This is a genomic window from Collimonas arenae (assembly GCF_001584165.1).
Classification (GTDB): domain Bacteria; phylum Pseudomonadota; class Gammaproteobacteria; order Burkholderiales; family Burkholderiaceae_D; genus Collimonas; species Collimonas arenae.
The window spans coordinates 2,991,177-3,005,597 of the sequence record NZ_CP013233.1 but is presented as its reverse complement, the minus strand read 5'-3'; the positions used below and the strand labels follow the sequence as shown (position 1 = coordinate 3,005,597).

Below are 14,421 nucleotides of genomic sequence, written 5' to 3'. Positions count from 1 at the left end.
AAATTTCGAAGCGGAGACCCACATGAACTCTATCTCAAAACTGCCATTAAAATTTTTCTTCGCAAACACATCAAGAATTACACGCAATATTGTGATGCGAGGGTCGATGCTGAAACTGAAGACATGGCATAGAGGGATGCTGCTTATATTGAATATCCGGCAGCATCTGAAGTTCATCCGCATCCTTAGTCACCCGCAAACCAAACAATTGATTATCAGTAAGCCGGAGTTGACCTACAAGTATTTGAGAAACTACATTTCCTTTAATATTTCTGCAAGAACCGGCTTGTTGATACTGATTTCGCACTATTCATATCTTCAGAAGAATTTCAAAATTGATTTCTTGGAAAACATTTCAACTACCCCCGTCGTGCTTTGGGGACAATATATCGAAGGTATATCATTTGAAATAGTGATGGATTTTCCGCACACAGTCGACCATGAGGGAGATCTATGCCTGATCTTCAAGAGCGATCTGGTGAGTATCTATCGCGTGATTTTTGTCATAGCCGATGGGAGTTTGTTTGAGCTTCCCGACGCACATGTGATGTGCGTATCCAGTGTCCAGGGAATACATGGTTTTCAGGGTATTCAGCAGGCAACAAAACTTTGCCATGACATTCAACCGGCTCAGTTGCTGATGGCCGCATTGAATGGCGTTGGGCAGGCCCTCGGTTTCACTACGATAGTGGGGATTGCCACCAAAAGTCAGATTTGTCAGAGCGAAAAATTTTACTTTTCGTATGACGAGTTCTTTGGAAAATACGGCGATCTTGTCCCGCAAAAGAATTTTTACAGAATTCCACTGCCTTACGCAGAAAGCGCGCTCGATTTAATTCATGCACGTCATCGCAAAAGGACGCAAAAAAACGTGCTTTTAAAAATGAAATCAGGGACAAGGTGGCATCTTCCATTGAGCAGTATCTTGTTGGAGAACCGGCTTACTGTTCAGCAGCAAAAACATGAGTGGTAACACGCCCTAAATAAAGGTCAAATTTTTGTCGATCTATCGTTCACCAAGCAATCAGGATTCTTTCGATCACTACGGTTTTATCGATAACGCCAAGGCCATCGGCATGGTCCTGGTTGTTCTCGGTCATAGCAGAGGGTTGCCGGATTATCTTGTGACGCTGATATTCAGCTTTCACGTTCCGTTATTTTTTTTCATTTCCGGATTCCTGATCAAATCAAGCAAGCTGGACGTGAGCATGTTCCGCAATACAAAAAAGGTATTGCGAACCTTGACCATCCCTTATCTTCTGTTTTTCCTGCTTGCTTTTTTGTACTGGCTCGCTACGCGCAACATTGGCGTGAAGGCTTTGTTGTCTGCCGGTCAGGCATGGTATATCCCCATTGTCGGCCTGTTTACGGGGCTGGAATCTGATCTCTTTGTCGATCCGCCACTCTGGTTTTTTCCTTGTCTGATCATGACGGCGATAAGCTATCACGCTGCACGAAAATTCCTCACATTGACGGCGGCGACCTGCATATTTGTAGCGCTCGCCTTTGCCATTACACTGTTCTGGAAATATTCGCCATACAGACTTCCCCTGGGTCTGGATAGCATGTGGATCGCGCTATCGTTCTATGCGATCGGACAATACGTTCGTGAAAAGAATTTTTTCAACAATATAAAGCCAAGCTATCTGTTCGTTATTTTGTTGATTGCGACGGCGTTGTTTTTTTGTGCGGTGGGAATCAACAACAAGGTCGATCTCGCTAACATGCATTTCGGTCGATTGCCTTCGCTGTATTTGCTGACCGCATTACTGGGAATTATCGCTACATTTGCTGTATCCGCACTGTTTCCAGTGTCTAGAATAGCCTCTTGGATTTCGCAAAATACACTGACAATTTTTCCAGTGCATTTCATTTTCTTGAGCCTGATACGTGGCGTCATGATCTCGTTGCATTTGATTTCCAACGACTACATCTATGGCCTCGCATGGAGCTTGGGTAGCAGCGCTTTCGCGATTCTGCTGTGTGTCCCGCTCGTGTATTTTTTGCGCCGTTTGCCCTTTTCAATAGCCGGAAATCGCTCTTGAGGGTGGCACTGGTTTGTTGTCTTTGGGTAATAAATTTTGGTGCATAAAGAGCGGAGCTCGCTTTTCGCATCGTCCTGCAGTTCGGTAGCATGAATCAAGTGTTTGCGGCCTCCCATGGTTTTTTGGATTGGGCGACTACCTTATTTGCTACAATTTGGAGTGAAAACACATAGGGAGTAAGGCGAATGAGGTTGCAAAATACAGGGGATCGGATGGTAGTTCTGGATACCGAAACCACCGGTCTGAACCCGCGCACTGGCGACCGCGTCATCGAGATCGGTTGTGTCGAGTTGATAAATCGACGCTTGACCGGCAATAACTTTCATCGCTACATCAATCCTGAGCGCGATTCGGAAGAGGGCGCGCTGGCAGTCCACGGCCTGACCACCGCATTCCTCAGCGACAAGCCGAAGTTCGCCGAAATATTCGAAGAGCTGCGCGAATACATCCGCGGCGCCCAAGTCATCATCCACAACGCACCATTCGATTTGGGCTTCCTCGACGCCGAATACAAGCTGTTGGGACATGGACCGTTTAGCAGCGACATCAGCGGCGTTATCGACACCCTGGTCCAAGCCAAGGAAATGTACCCCGGCAAGCGCAACTCCCTTGACGCCCTGTGCGATCGCTATGGCATCTCCAACGCGCACCGGACCCTGCACGGCGCGCTACTTGACTCGGAATTGCTGGCCGAAGTGTATCTCGCCATGACCCGCGGCCAGAACAGCTTCAGCATCGACCATGGCGGCAGTCATAATGACGCCGACAGCGAGGGCGTCACCCTGGAATTGCTACCGCTGGCCGAAATCACGGTTCGCGCAGCCAGCGCCGAAGAACTTGCCGAGCATGAACTCGTATTGAACGGCTTGGACAAGGACGCAAAGGGCACCTGCATATGGCGCCAAGTCCCTGTAGAGGCGACTGAAAATCCGGCGCAAAACTAATCTTGTAAAAAATTTCGACAAGACACTAGCCATAATTAGAAAATGCCCTTATAATTTCGCTTCTTTAGGCGCGTAGCTCAGCTGGTTAGAGCACTACCTTGACATGGTAGGGGTCGTTGGTTCGAGTCCAATCGTGCCTACCAGTATTCTCAGGTTTGTGGAATGCTGGGATAAATTGGGGTTGAGCCCGAATTTATTTTATGAAAATCGTTAGCAGCAAATCATGAATGGAAGCGCAGTATGGCTTCCATTTTTGCTTTCTTCCTCCCGCGTTCGCGGAATCAGAGTCCACTTCAATAGTTTCTTTGCGATTGCGTCTCTCAACTTGCTGCATCGCCAAGGTGATGGCGGCGTTTTCCATTCGTCACTCAAGCAGCGCTGGCCGCTTTTACTCATTTCTCATGCGTCCAGGTGCTGGCTATTTCGAACCAGGTTTGCCAGTCTCAGGATTCACATTTCCCTTAGTTGACCAGTTGTCGGCCGTAGTGCCATCTTTGCTTGTCCGATCATAAGCCTTCACGTGCGTCCCATCCCGTTTTGTATATCCCCTGACGTGAGTGATTTTCGAATTGGTCCCTGTGCCACTGGGGCCAACCGACGTAAGCGGCGAGTCTGCTCCGTGACTAGTTGCGTGACTGTTGCTGCGGGCGAGGGCAGGAAAGGCAAGCGACAGTGCGAGTGCTGCGACGAATAGTTTTTTCATTGTTCTCTCTGATTGATAATTCATCCGGATATTGTTTAGGGAGGACTCGCCTGCAGTGGATCACCTGTGAGGAGGGGGGCTTGGTGCATGCCATGCAAACTTTATTAATTATTGCATAATATCAACATTAGAATTGCCTTGCGACTAACGCTAGTGAGGATGAACCATGAGCGCCAATCATCGAATCGTATCTGGCCGCGCTACTCTTGCGATAGAAGTCATCGGCATTGGCGAACCTGTCGTCTTTTTGCATGCCAACGTTTGCGATAGCCGTATGTGGCGTGGGCAAATGGATGGTGTCGCCACTGACCATAAAGCTATCGCCTATGATCGGCGAGGTTTTGGTGAGACGCGATACGAGGAGGAGCATTTTTCTGCTGTCGCAGACTTGAAGGCTGTGATTGATGCGATGGCGGATGGCGGGCCTGCGGTTCTTGTCGGATGCTCGCTGGGTGGGCAAATCGCGCTCGACTTCGCCCTTCAATATCCGTCTCGTGTCCGTGCCCTGATTGTCATTGCGCCCAATATATCCGGTGCACCCGAGGCAGTCTATCCGCCTGAAATCAATGATTTGATGGATCAACTAAAGAAAGCTGAAGTGGTCGGCGATCTGGATCTAGTGAGCGCGATGAAAGCGCGTCTTTTGTTGGATGGCCCGCTAGAACCGGAGGGACGCGTGACCGGAGCGGTTCGCCAGCTGTTCTTGGACATGCATGCCATTGCGCTTCGCTCCCCGACGGTCGGGGTGAATCTTGATTCCGGGGCCGCTTTCGATCGTTTGGGAGAGATATCGGCACCGTCGCTGGTGATTTGCGGTGACCGTGATTTTCCTCACATTCAAGAACGATGCCGTCATGCCGTGGATGCCATGTTGAACGCGTCGTACCATGCGTTGAGCGGCGCCGCGCATTTGCCCAGCCTGGCACAGCCGGCAGAAGTTACGAAACTAATCGTGGAGTTCATTAATCGTTGTTCTGGCGCTCGGTGATAGATTGGGCGTCGATCGCCGAGAGGGAATTTGAGTCGATTATGATCGGATCAATTCAACCAATTGCAGACTTCAGGAGACGATCACATCTGTAGTTGCAGGTTGATCGCCCTGACGCTATATTACGTATGTCGGAAAAGGCAGACTTGGTTTGGTAAGCCCAAGTCCTTCCAGAAATGGAAGCTCTGTCCCTGCCTCGTGCATGAGTCCCACGACGAACGTCGGATGCTGTCCAAGCATCCATCGTTCGTCCGTGTGGTTCTCAAAATCGACGAACCGCTCCGGTCGAACGACCACATAGGAGTAGTTTATGCATGATGTTGTCATTGCCGGTGCCGGCCCGGTTGGTTTGTTTCTCGCCTGTGAGTTACGCCTCGCAGATATCTCGGTGTTGGTGCTGGAGCAAGCCGAAGATCCACATTCACCCTTGAAGCAGGTCCCGTTCGGGATGCGCGGCCTTTCTGTTCCCACCGTTGAAGCCTTATACCGGCGCGGGTTGCTGGACGATCTCACGGCACCGCAACGCATGAAAAATGCATTGGGCCATGGTGGTGCTTCGACTGCACATTGGATGCAACAGCCGCGCCGTCCGGGTGGCCATTTTGCCGGCATCCAGTTCTATGAAGACAATATCGACACTGCGAAGTGGCCATATCGCCTGCAAAGTCCGGCCGGCGCCAGCATGGCGACCACCATGGAGCACATCGAATCCGTCCTGGCTGTTCGCGCACACGCGATGGGGGTTGAGATCATGCGCGGCTATAGCGTAGAAGGCTTAGACCAGTCGGATAGTGGCGTGACCATACGCGCTGGTGGCGAAACTTTTCATGGGCGCTGGCTGGTCGGATGCGATGGCGGCCGCAGCATCGTGCGCAAGGCTGGTGGCGTTGAGTTTGTCGGCACTGAACCCGAATTCACCGGTTATTCCGTTGAAGTCGAAATGGCCGATCCGGATAAACTCGTTCCAGGCCGGCACTACACGCCTACCGGCATGTATACCTACCAACAGCCTGGCACTGTCGCGATGGTCGATTTTGACGGCGGCGCTTTTCACCGCACAAGGCCGATTACGCTGGAGCATGTGCAGTCGGTATTACGGCATATTTCCGGCGCCGATGTGACCGTGACCACTCTCAAGCTTGCCACTACCTGGACGGATCGTGCCTTTCAGGCGACGACTTATCGCAACGGACGCGTGCTACTCGCCGGCGATGCTGCGCACATCCATTCCCCGCTTGGCGGCCAGGGGCTCAATCTCGGGTTGGGTGATGCGATGAATCTAGGATGGAAGCTGGCGGCGACTATCCGCGGCGATGCACCTGAGGGTTTGCTCGACAGTTACTGCACCGAACGGTATCCACTGGGATCGCAGATACTCGATTGGTCTCGCGCCCAGGTTGCGGTCATGCGGCCGAGCCGGAGTTCACGCGCACTCGAAGCCATCATGCGTGATCTCATCGAGACACGCGACGGTGCGACATACTTCGCCGAGCGTGTCTGGGGCCTGTCCCTGCGCTACGATCTGGGCGGCTGTCATCCGCTGGTCGGTCGCAGTGCTCCCGACTTTGAACTGGCCGACGGGACCAGGCTCGGCGAACGCCTCAGAAATGGCAAAGGCCTTTTGCTGGGCTTTGATCCCGCCGGACCACTTCAAGCGCTGGCAAGCGGCTGGAGTGGCGGGGTGTCGTATGTCGCCAGTGATGCCAGGGACAAGCTCGGCTTGAGCGCAGTGCTGGTGCGTCCAGACGGTATCGTTGCTTGGGCCTGTGAGGTCGCGCCTGACCAGGAGGAGCTTGCACAGGCCGCGTCGCGATACTTCATCAAAGCTTAGAACGCGTGACGAGCGGTACATCCCCTGAGACCGGTGAAAGCGGGTGTGTGCGTTCGGTCCAATCTTGTATATTTTTTAGTGGCTCTGGGTACTTGGCACGGATATTGTACGTACGCCTATCGTGAATAAGCTATGACGTGTTCGGCAGTTAGAACCTGGGCTGGTTAGCTCCGAGAATGATGAGTCTCCGCATGATCAAATGATGTTCAAGTGGAGAGAAGTCCCCTACATCGACAATATTGCCCTGCATTATCGTTGCTTGGTTGTGCGGATAGCAAGGAATTTGCGGGTTGGGAGTGTGGTTCTTCGTTTGCGACGGTGGGGCGCTGTGTCATTTTTGATCCGTCGCAGGATTTGCCGGATATCGAGCGCGATGGAAACCATTTGGCAGGCATCGAATTTGAGGGCGTCACATCGGAAAATGTGTTGATTGCCGAGGCAAGCATCTGGTCAATCTGGCCTGCTCCAGTGAGCAGATGGGGCATCGTTGCGCAGCTCCCCATGTTGATATTGAACGTAAGAACTTGCAGTCGCAGCAAGCAATAAGGCGATTGCTATCACGTTCCAAAGTGACGATTTCATGTCTGCCTCTTTTTGTCCTGTCGGAACTCCCATGCTACGCCTTCTGATTGTAAAAGACCTACCAAATGAAAGGCAGCAGGCGGTAGTGCACCTTTTGGCAATACTCCGCATAGCCGGGCAAGTTCTTCCGCAAGAACCTTTCTTCATCCACAAGCCGCCATACAAGCACGGGCATGACCGGCACGAGCATGAATAAACCCCACCATGCGCCAAGCGCCAGCGGAATACCTGCGAGGAGTGGGAACGCTCCGGCATACATAGGATGTCTTACCAGCGCATACGGTCCGGTCGAGATGACCTGTTGATCTTCGGCGATTTGAATCGTGGAGGCGGCGTAGGTATTGGTCTTGAGCACGACAAAGAATGCGAGAAAGCTGACGATGATGAGTGCATCTCCTGCCAGGGATATATAGGTTGGTACTGGAGACCAGCCGAAGCGGTGATCCAATGCAGGAAAAACCAGCATGGCAATGAAGCCCGCTATCGCGATAAAAATAACGACCTTTTGAGTCGGCTCCTTTTCTGCTCGCGGTCCGGCGTTCATGCGGCGTTCGAGCAGTTTGGGATCTTTGATGGCGAGGTAGGCGGTGATGGAGGCGGAGGAGCCGATAAAGACGAGCGTGAACAACCATCCTTGCCAGTAGTCGACGGTTCCGGCCGGAATGAAAAGAAGGGCCGCCAAGGCGACAGTGCCAAGAAGACTTGATCGAAGTGCTCGAATGTTCAGGCTGTTCATCCCGCAATCCATGTCAGTGTGGACGTTTGCGCCAGCCTTGACCGCCGATTGTTGGCGCAATTCCAGCGATTTGAACTGGAGTCGCGTTCAGCCGCGGATTGGCAGCGCTGTGCTCTACCAGCTTACTACATACGGATTTAACTAGTGCTGGGAAGGTGTTTCCCGCTACCTGGTTGTCAGGGCAGTATTGTCATGGACGCCTCACTGAGGCGTCGAGATCAAACACGAGGCAAGCTATTGAAAGGTCAACGGCGTCACAGGGAGCCGGGGCGACAGTATCTGTGGCCTGCGCATCGCATACTGAAGTGCTTAGAGCGAGCGCTAGGCTAATGGTAACAAGCGCCGAGCAGGTCACGGTTTGAAGCCTGCTAAACAGCAGGAAAATTCACAGGTCATTGGTATTTGTTTTGTAGGAATTATTGCATTCATACGTACGTGACCTGCTTGTCGATACGGAATTTTTCGCGCACATCGATCGATCATCGATGTTTTTACGATTGGTCGAGTTTTACGCACATAGGTTGCGTCGGCATGAGCTTTGGACTCACGGTCATTTGCTGCACAGGTTTTCCCGCCAGTGCGTTGAGCGCCTGCTTCAACTGCCAATCCTTGTCACTGCCAAATTCTTTCTGCGGTAGCGGCGCGCTCCTGGCCGTATCCAGTTTGGCTTGGGTGCGCTGGTCGCGCAGGCGTTGGCGCTCTTTCCGTAGATCGGCAAAGGGATCGGGCGACATCTTGCTGGCATAGGCAGGGCGCGGAATATCCACCTCGCGGTAACCGAGCAGAATGCCATCCATGTCGGCGTTTTTACGCGGCGGCACGATCCAGTCAGGCACTACGCCGTAACCCTCCATCGGACAGCCGTTCGGACGCAGGTTACGTGCATTGCTCCAGACCAGGTAGGTGTCGTCGCGCGTAGCGATGCCGGTTTGCGCCATGCCCTTGCCATAAGTAGGCGTGCCAAGCAGTTTGGCGCGGCCCAGGTCTTTCAGTGCGGCGGCGGTGGCTTCGGCAGCCGAGGCGCTTTGACCGTCGACCAGCACGACGAGCGGCACCCTGCGCCACCAGTCGTCCGCCTGCAGTGGAGCGAGAGGATCCTGGCCGCGCATTACCGGTAGTTCGTAGTCGGGCCAATTGGTGGTGATGCGATGCTGCATCTTGTCATCGCGTTGCAGCGTTACCATGGCCGTCTTGTCGCGGCCTGTGAAGAGCGCCGTGATGCCGATCGCGGCGTTCAGCGCTCCGCCGCCGTTGACACGCAAATCGAGAATGACCGCCTTGATGGATGCTCCCTTTTTGCGCTCTGCCTGTACTGCATCGATATAGTCGCCGATGGCCGGTTCGGGAAAGCTGGCGAGCCGGGTGTACAGCACGTCGCCATCTAGCCGCCTGGCAGTTGCCGGACGCGGCTTGATGATGGCGCGCACCAGTGTGAGCTCCAGCCGTTGCTGCGGTTTGCCGCGCAGTAGCGTGATCTTGAGTGGCGCACCGGTTTCACCTTTGGCGTACTTGGCAACCTCTGTATTGTCTACGCCGACCAAGTTGTTGCCATCCATGGCGATCACCAGGTCGCCGCTGCGCACTCCGGCTTGCGCCGCCGGCGCGTCTGGCACTACGTCAATGATTTGCAAGCCGTCTGGCCGGTTCTCAAAGATGATGCCGATCCCCGGGGTGCCGTTGCGCGTGCGCTCGTCTTCCTTGGCGCGCTCCTGCTGCTCTTTCGCGTTGCGAAAAGTGGCGTAAGGTAGCGTCTTGACGCCAAGACGTATGGTTTCGTCGAGAAAGGCGGGTACATCAATTTCGGTGATGTGATCTTTCTTGAGCACGTCCACCACTGATTTGAGTTCGCAGATTTGTGGCTCCCAGTCAGGAGGGCATGGCGAACTGTCGGTCGCGTGGACGGATGGGCAGAACCCGGACGCAGCGAGTGCGAGCGGCGCCAGCAGTTTTGCCGGCGTGGACCAAATATCGAACATAGCGTATCCCTTGCTGATTGACGTGTCACTCTATCAGTCTCCGGGTTTGCCGAACAACAGTTTTTGCGTCGGATGAGGGACGTGCAAGAGTCGTACAAGATACAGTCAGTGCAGGTTTCGCACATGGTGGTAGGATTGTTCCTCTCGTGAAGGAGATGTGCTGTGGGTGAGGAAAAGAGTTATCCGTATAAGGGCAAGCGGTGATTCCGCGGTTGGAAAAACAGGCCAACGGCAAGTACGCCGCATGTTTTACGATTCATGCCGGTAAAGATAGAACTGGTGAAATTCGTTACGCGCGTGGCGTGCCGACCATCGAGTTCGATTCCGAAGATGAGGCGCTTGGCTACATTCTGGATTTTTCGGGCGACTGGATTGATCAGAATCCCATCTAGGGACATTGTTCAAGAATCGCAAGATTGGTTTGCTGCTGGTTCAGCCTGTTTGATATCAATCAGTATGAGATTTATTTCAATATTCAAATCATGCCTCTACATATAGGTATTGTTGCTTGTTCAGCCGAAGGCGCAGCATTGTGCTATCGGACCATCTGCGCCGAAGGCGCGCAACGTTTCGGCGCCCATGCGCATCCTGAAATTTCGATGCATACGCCATCGCTTTCCGATTACATGGATTGCATCTACCGTGACGATTGGCAGGGTGTGAGCGAGCTAATGCTCGCATCTGCTGAAAAGCTCGCGAAAATCGGCGCCGATTTTCTGATTTGTCCGGATAACACCATTCACCAGGCGCTGCCTTACATTGCGTCGCGCTCCCCGTTGCCTTGGCTACACATTGCCGAAGTTGTCGCGGCGCATGCGGCACAGCGAGGATACAAGCGTCTTGGTTTGACCGGGACGCGTTATCTGGTCGACAGCGAGACGTATCCGGAGAAACTGGCAGCGCTCGGTTTGGAGTATGTGCGGCCCGAGGTCGCCGATCGGGACGGGATCAACCGCATCATCATGGACGAGCTGGTCTACGGTGAATTCAAGCCCGAAGCGGTAGCTTACTTCCAGCAGGTAATCGGCCGACTGAAGGATGCAGGCTGCGATGCCGTGGTGCTGGGTTGTACCGAGATACCGTTGATCATCAACGAAGCGAATTCGCCGCTGAAGACGCTCGATTCCACACGTTTGCTGGCCCGGGCTGCCTTGCAGCGAGCCGGAGTTTGATCCATCCAATCATAATCAACAGAGGACAGACTATGCAGATGGCGGATATACCGTTTGGCACGACGGATTGGGCAACGGTTGAACGCACCGAGCACAAAGGGGAGAATGGCATTGCCTACTGGCAGACCCGGCATTTCGGCGCCATTCGGGTAAGAGTTGTCGAGTACACCCCCGGTTATCTTGCGGATCACTGGTGCAGCAAAGGGCATATCCTGTTTTGCACGGAGGGCGAGCTGCACACGGAGCTGGAGGATGGCCGCAAGTTCGTGCTCAAACCTGGCATGAGCTATCAGGTTGCCGACGGGGCCGAGCCGCATCGATCGTTTACGGCGACCGGAGCAAAGTTGTTTGTGGTGGACTAGTTGTGCGCCTGAAAAAATTGTCTTGAGCTAATTTTTCAGTGGGGCTATGCTGGTACGGCTACTGCTTCAATTCGACGATTTCTTTTTTGGGGAGATCACAATGAACGCCAAGTTGATGCAATTTCTGCGGGACGAAGATGGCATTACTGCAATCGAATACGGCATCATCGGAGGGCTGATCGTGGTGGCGCTGTTTGTCGCAGTCGGATTCCTTACTGGTTCCGATAATGCCAGCGGCTTGAAGGGGATATATCACGCGCTTGGGACGAAATTGACGGGCGTCGGCACAGCGGTTGGTTCATGAGAGCGGGGGGAGCGCGCGTTGCACCTTTCTTTCAACGGTCAACTCAACGCGCTTTACGCCTAATCTTTGGATTGCGTCCGTAACCATCTCATGCGTGATCCCCTTTCCTTGAACGTTACAGTTTTGGGATGCGGATGCGACTCACCATCAAGGCTCCCGACGCGGCAAACATCAAGACCAATGGGTGAAATTGAAAGCCCGCGACATACACCACGCCAAACCATAGTTGCTGGCCCAATGCGTCATGCCATGCGGCGGCGGCCAGTACCATCACCAGCGCCAGCGATGTCGGGATTGGCGTACCTTCAAAATATTTTACCTTGTCGCCGCCATCCGACAATTTCTCGGACGTGACGTTATAGCGCGCCAGGCGCGACACACCGCAGGCGACAAAAAACACCAGAATGATCCGATCCACCAGGCCTTGCATGCCGCAGCCGTAAGCGATGATGGCGGGCGCCACGCCGAAGGAAATGACGTCGGCCAGCGAATCCAGTTCGCGTCCCATGGCCGAACTTTGTGCGCGCCAGCGTGCAATGCGGCCGTCGAGCACGTCAAATATCAGTGCTATCGGAATCAGGCCGCATGCCAGGAAAATATGCAGCACTTCGCGTGTTTGCAGATAGGTCATCACGGAAAACAAGGAGCCGACGCCGCAAAAGGCGTTGCTGAGTGTGAACCAATCGGCGAGATGGAACTCGCGAATCATTGAAAAAGGCTTGGGTTTGGTCATTGAATCAATCCGCGGATTTTTGAATAAATAAGGTGAAAAAAGCGAAATACAGTGGCCGAATTTATCACATCACGTAAGCGCAGCGGCAAACAAGGTGTCGATGGAGCGCAGTTTTGCGCTGGCGTTCTCGCACGCTAAGCTGGCGGGCAGTCTTCGTTCAATACCTTGAAGCGCTGCGCGAAATAGTCGATCAAGGTACGGACCGACGGTAACAGGCCGCGCCGCGATGGAAATACGGCGTGAATAATCTCTGGCCGCGGTCGCCAGTCCGGTAGCAAGCGTATCAACTGGCCTTGGGCGAGTTGATCCTGGATCATCATGGTCGGCAACTGCACGACGCCGACACCGGCCACGGCGGCATCACGCAAGCCGATCATGTCGCCTGTGATGAAGCGCGGAGTGTGTGGCAGCATGACTTGAGCGCCATTCGGCCCGTACAGATTCCAGGCATGGCTTTGTTGTGAAGCGCCCAGCGCCAGGCTCGGCCAATCCGCCAGATCGGCCGGCATCTGCGGCTGGTCGCGCCCGGAAAAAAGCGCGGGCTGGCGACCAGGCATTGGCCGCGCTCGGCCAGCACACGCATGACCAGGTCGCTGTCTGGCAGTGGCGGCGGCCGCACGCGAATGGCGATGTCGAAGCCTTCGCCGACCAGATCGACACGCCGGTTGCTGGCTTCCAGCTGCACATTGACGTGCGGATAATCGATCATGAAATCGGCCAGCATTGTGCTGACATTCGCGTGTAGCAGTGCAATCGGACAACTGATGCGAACGATGCCGCGCGGTTCTGCACGGGTCACTTCAATCGCTTCTTGCGCGGCGTCGGCTTCCACCAGCATGGCCTTACAGTGCTCGTAATAAGTCTGTCCAACCTCGGTCACGGAGAAATGCCTGGTAGTGCGTTGCAACAGCCGTACTCCGAGCCGCTCTTCCAGCAATGCAATGCGCCGGCTCAGTTTGGATTTGGGCATGCCGAGCGCGCGTCCCGCGGGCGCGAAGCCGCCTTGATCGACCACCTGGACGTAATAGTAGAGATCGTTCAAATCCTGCATGGCAACTCCTATCGTTCACAAAATAGAACGCTGAATGCCAATTTTACTATCTGCCGAGCTTATTGTTCCTGTCGTATTCTTATTCCTGCAGCATATTTCGAATTTTGGCAAGGAGAAGGAAATGAAAAGAGTTCTTGGCGTCTATAGCGCACCCCGCCCACATTGGGTTGGCGATGGCTTTCCGGTTCGTTCGATGTTTTCTTATCAAAGCCACGGCAAGCAACTCAGCCCATTTCTGTTACTTGACTACGCAGGCCCGGCTGAATTCGGCCCTGCCGAGCGGCCACGCGGCGTCGGCCAGCATCCGCATCGCGGCTTCGAAACCGTGACGATCGTCTATAAAGGCGAGGTGGCGCATCGCGACTCGACCGGGCAGGGCGGCGTGATCGGTCCGGGTGACGTGCAATGGATGACGGCAGGCGCAGGTATCCTGCACGAAGAGTTTCACTCCGAGCAGTTCACGCGTTCCGGCGGTGCATTGGAAATGGTGCAACTGTGGGTCAATCTGCCGGCCAAGGACAAGATGGCGGAACCTGGTTATCAGGCGATTCGTGACCGCGATATCCCGTCCGTCGCCTTGCCGGAAGGTGCTGGTTCGGTGCGCGTGATCGCCGGCAATTTCGATGGCCACGCAGGACCGGCGCACACCTTCAGCGCCATGAACGTTTGGGACCTGCGTCTGAACCAGGGCGGCATTGCCGATTTGGCGCTGCCGCAAGGCTGGACTGGTGCGGTCGTGGTGTTGCATGGCACGGTATTGGTCAATGGGGAAACCATCGCACGCGATGCGCAAATGGTTTTGCTGGATCGAGACGGCAACAAGGTATCGATTGAAGCCAACAACGATGCGGTCATACTTCTGCTTAGTGGCGAGCCGATTGACGAACCGATCGTCGGTCACGGCCCGTTCGTGATGAACAGCAAGGAGGAAATTGCCCAGGCCATACTGGATTTCAATAACGGGCGTTTCGGACAGGCTATCCATCAGAAGTGA

14 protein-coding genes, 1 tRNA gene and 1 pseudogene are annotated in these 14,421 nt (G+C 54.1%); 11 read left to right on the top strand and 5 right to left on the bottom strand.

The features are described from left to right. Nucleotides 1-22 precede the first annotated feature (22 nt). From CAter10_RS13910 to CAter10_RS13895, 4 genes are all read left to right on the top strand, one after another. Entirely contained in the window at nt 23-973 is a 951-nt protein-coding gene (locus CAter10_RS13910) for a DUF535 family protein (RefSeq protein WP_082797921.1), read from the top strand. Nucleotides 974-998: 25 nt separating this feature from the next. Continuing rightward, nucleotides 999-2,045 carry an acyltransferase family protein gene (locus tag CAter10_RS13905; RefSeq protein ID WP_061533871.1) on the top strand — a complete coding sequence of 349 codons (1,047 nt, stop codon included), beginning with the start codon at nt 999-1,001 and terminating at the stop codon, nt 2,043-2,045. Between the two features lie 212 nt (nt 2,046-2,257). Beyond that, nucleotides 2,258-2,989 (top strand): DNA polymerase III subunit epsilon, encoded by a 732-nt coding sequence (dnaQ, locus tag CAter10_RS13900; protein ID WP_128083083.1) that lies wholly within the window; start codon nt 2,258-2,260, stop codon nt 2,987-2,989. A gap of 66 nt (nt 2,990-3,055) precedes the next feature. After that, nucleotides 3,056-3,132: transfer RNA gene (locus CAter10_RS13895), tRNA-Val, on the top strand. A 50-nt stretch (nt 3,133-3,182) separates the two neighbouring features. On the opposite strand, the gene CAter10_RS22885 is transcribed toward CAter10_RS13895, so the two are convergent. Beyond that, nucleotides 3,183-3,350, bottom strand: coding sequence for a hypothetical protein (locus tag CAter10_RS22885; RefSeq protein ID WP_156477134.1), 168 nt, complete (start codon nt 3,348-3,350; stop codon nt 3,183-3,185). Nucleotides 3,351-3,858: 508 nt separating this feature from the next. On the opposite strand from CAter10_RS22885, the gene CAter10_RS13890 reads away from it, so the two are divergent. Both CAter10_RS13890 and CAter10_RS13885 read left to right on the top strand, forming a co-directional pair. After that, on the top strand, nt 3,859-4,680 hold the full coding sequence (locus tag CAter10_RS13890) for an alpha/beta fold hydrolase (RefSeq protein WP_061533869.1): 822 nt from the start codon (nt 3,859-3,861) through the stop codon (nt 4,678-4,680). Between the two features lie 310 nt (nt 4,681-4,990). After that, the gene (locus CAter10_RS13885) at nt 4,991-6,511 is read left to right on the top strand and encodes an FAD-dependent monooxygenase (protein WP_061533868.1); all 1,521 of its coding nucleotides are present in this window, start codon (nt 4,991-4,993) and stop codon (nt 6,509-6,511) included. 640 nt (nt 6,512-7,151) lie between these two features. Here the strand turns inward: CAter10_RS13885 and CAter10_RS13875 are convergent. Then, the gene (locus tag CAter10_RS13875; protein WP_061535363.1) at nt 7,152-7,829 is read right to left on the bottom strand and encodes a methyltransferase family protein; all 678 of its coding nucleotides are present in this window, start codon (nt 7,827-7,829) and stop codon (nt 7,152-7,154) included. Between the two features lie 491 nt (nt 7,830-8,320). Further along, nucleotides 8,321-9,805, bottom strand: coding sequence for a S41 family peptidase (locus tag CAter10_RS13870; protein ID WP_082797919.1), 1,485 nt, complete (start codon nt 9,803-9,805; stop codon nt 8,321-8,323). A gap of 212 nt (nt 9,806-10,017) precedes the next feature. On the opposite strand from CAter10_RS13870, the gene CAter10_RS13865 reads away from it, so the two are divergent. The 4 genes from CAter10_RS13865 to CAter10_RS13850 all read left to right on the top strand — a co-directional run bounded on the left by CAter10_RS13865 (nt 10,018) and on the right by CAter10_RS13850 (nt 11,643). After that, entirely contained in the window at nt 10,018-10,197 is a 180-nt protein-coding gene (locus tag CAter10_RS13865) for a hypothetical protein (RefSeq protein ID WP_236905355.1), read from the top strand. Between the two features lie 90 nt (nt 10,198-10,287). Next, complete coding sequence (locus CAter10_RS13860) at nt 10,288-10,977, top strand: aspartate/glutamate racemase family protein (RefSeq protein ID WP_061535361.1); 690 nt, start codon at nt 10,288-10,290, stop codon at nt 10,975-10,977. A gap of 32 nt (nt 10,978-11,009) precedes the next feature. Beyond that, nucleotides 11,010-11,339 carry a DHCW motif cupin fold protein gene (locus tag CAter10_RS13855; protein WP_061535360.1) on the top strand — a complete coding sequence of 110 codons (330 nt, stop codon included), beginning with the start codon at nt 11,010-11,012 and terminating at the stop codon, nt 11,337-11,339. Nucleotides 11,340-11,439: 100 nt separating this feature from the next. Then, nucleotides 11,440-11,643: a Flp family type IVb pilin gene (locus CAter10_RS13850; protein WP_061535359.1), complete on the top strand. Its 204-nt coding sequence runs from the start codon at nt 11,440-11,442 to the stop codon at nt 11,641-11,643. 115 nt (nt 11,644-11,758) lie between these two features. Here the strand turns inward: CAter10_RS13850 and pssA are convergent, their stop codons facing one another. Then, entirely contained in the window at nt 11,759-12,376 is a 618-nt protein-coding gene (gene pssA / locus CAter10_RS13845) for a CDP-diacylglycerol--serine O-phosphatidyltransferase (protein ID WP_061533865.1), read from the bottom strand. A 134-nt stretch (nt 12,377-12,510) separates the two neighbouring features. Then, nucleotides 12,511-13,427, bottom strand: a pseudogene (locus CAter10_RS13840) (LysR family transcriptional regulator). 121 nt (nt 13,428-13,548) lie between these two features. Between CAter10_RS13840 and CAter10_RS13835 the strand changes: the two are divergent. Continuing rightward, a complete protein-coding gene (locus tag CAter10_RS13835) occupies nt 13,549-14,421 on the top strand; it encodes a pirin family protein (protein ID WP_061535358.1) in 873 nt (290 codons plus the stop codon).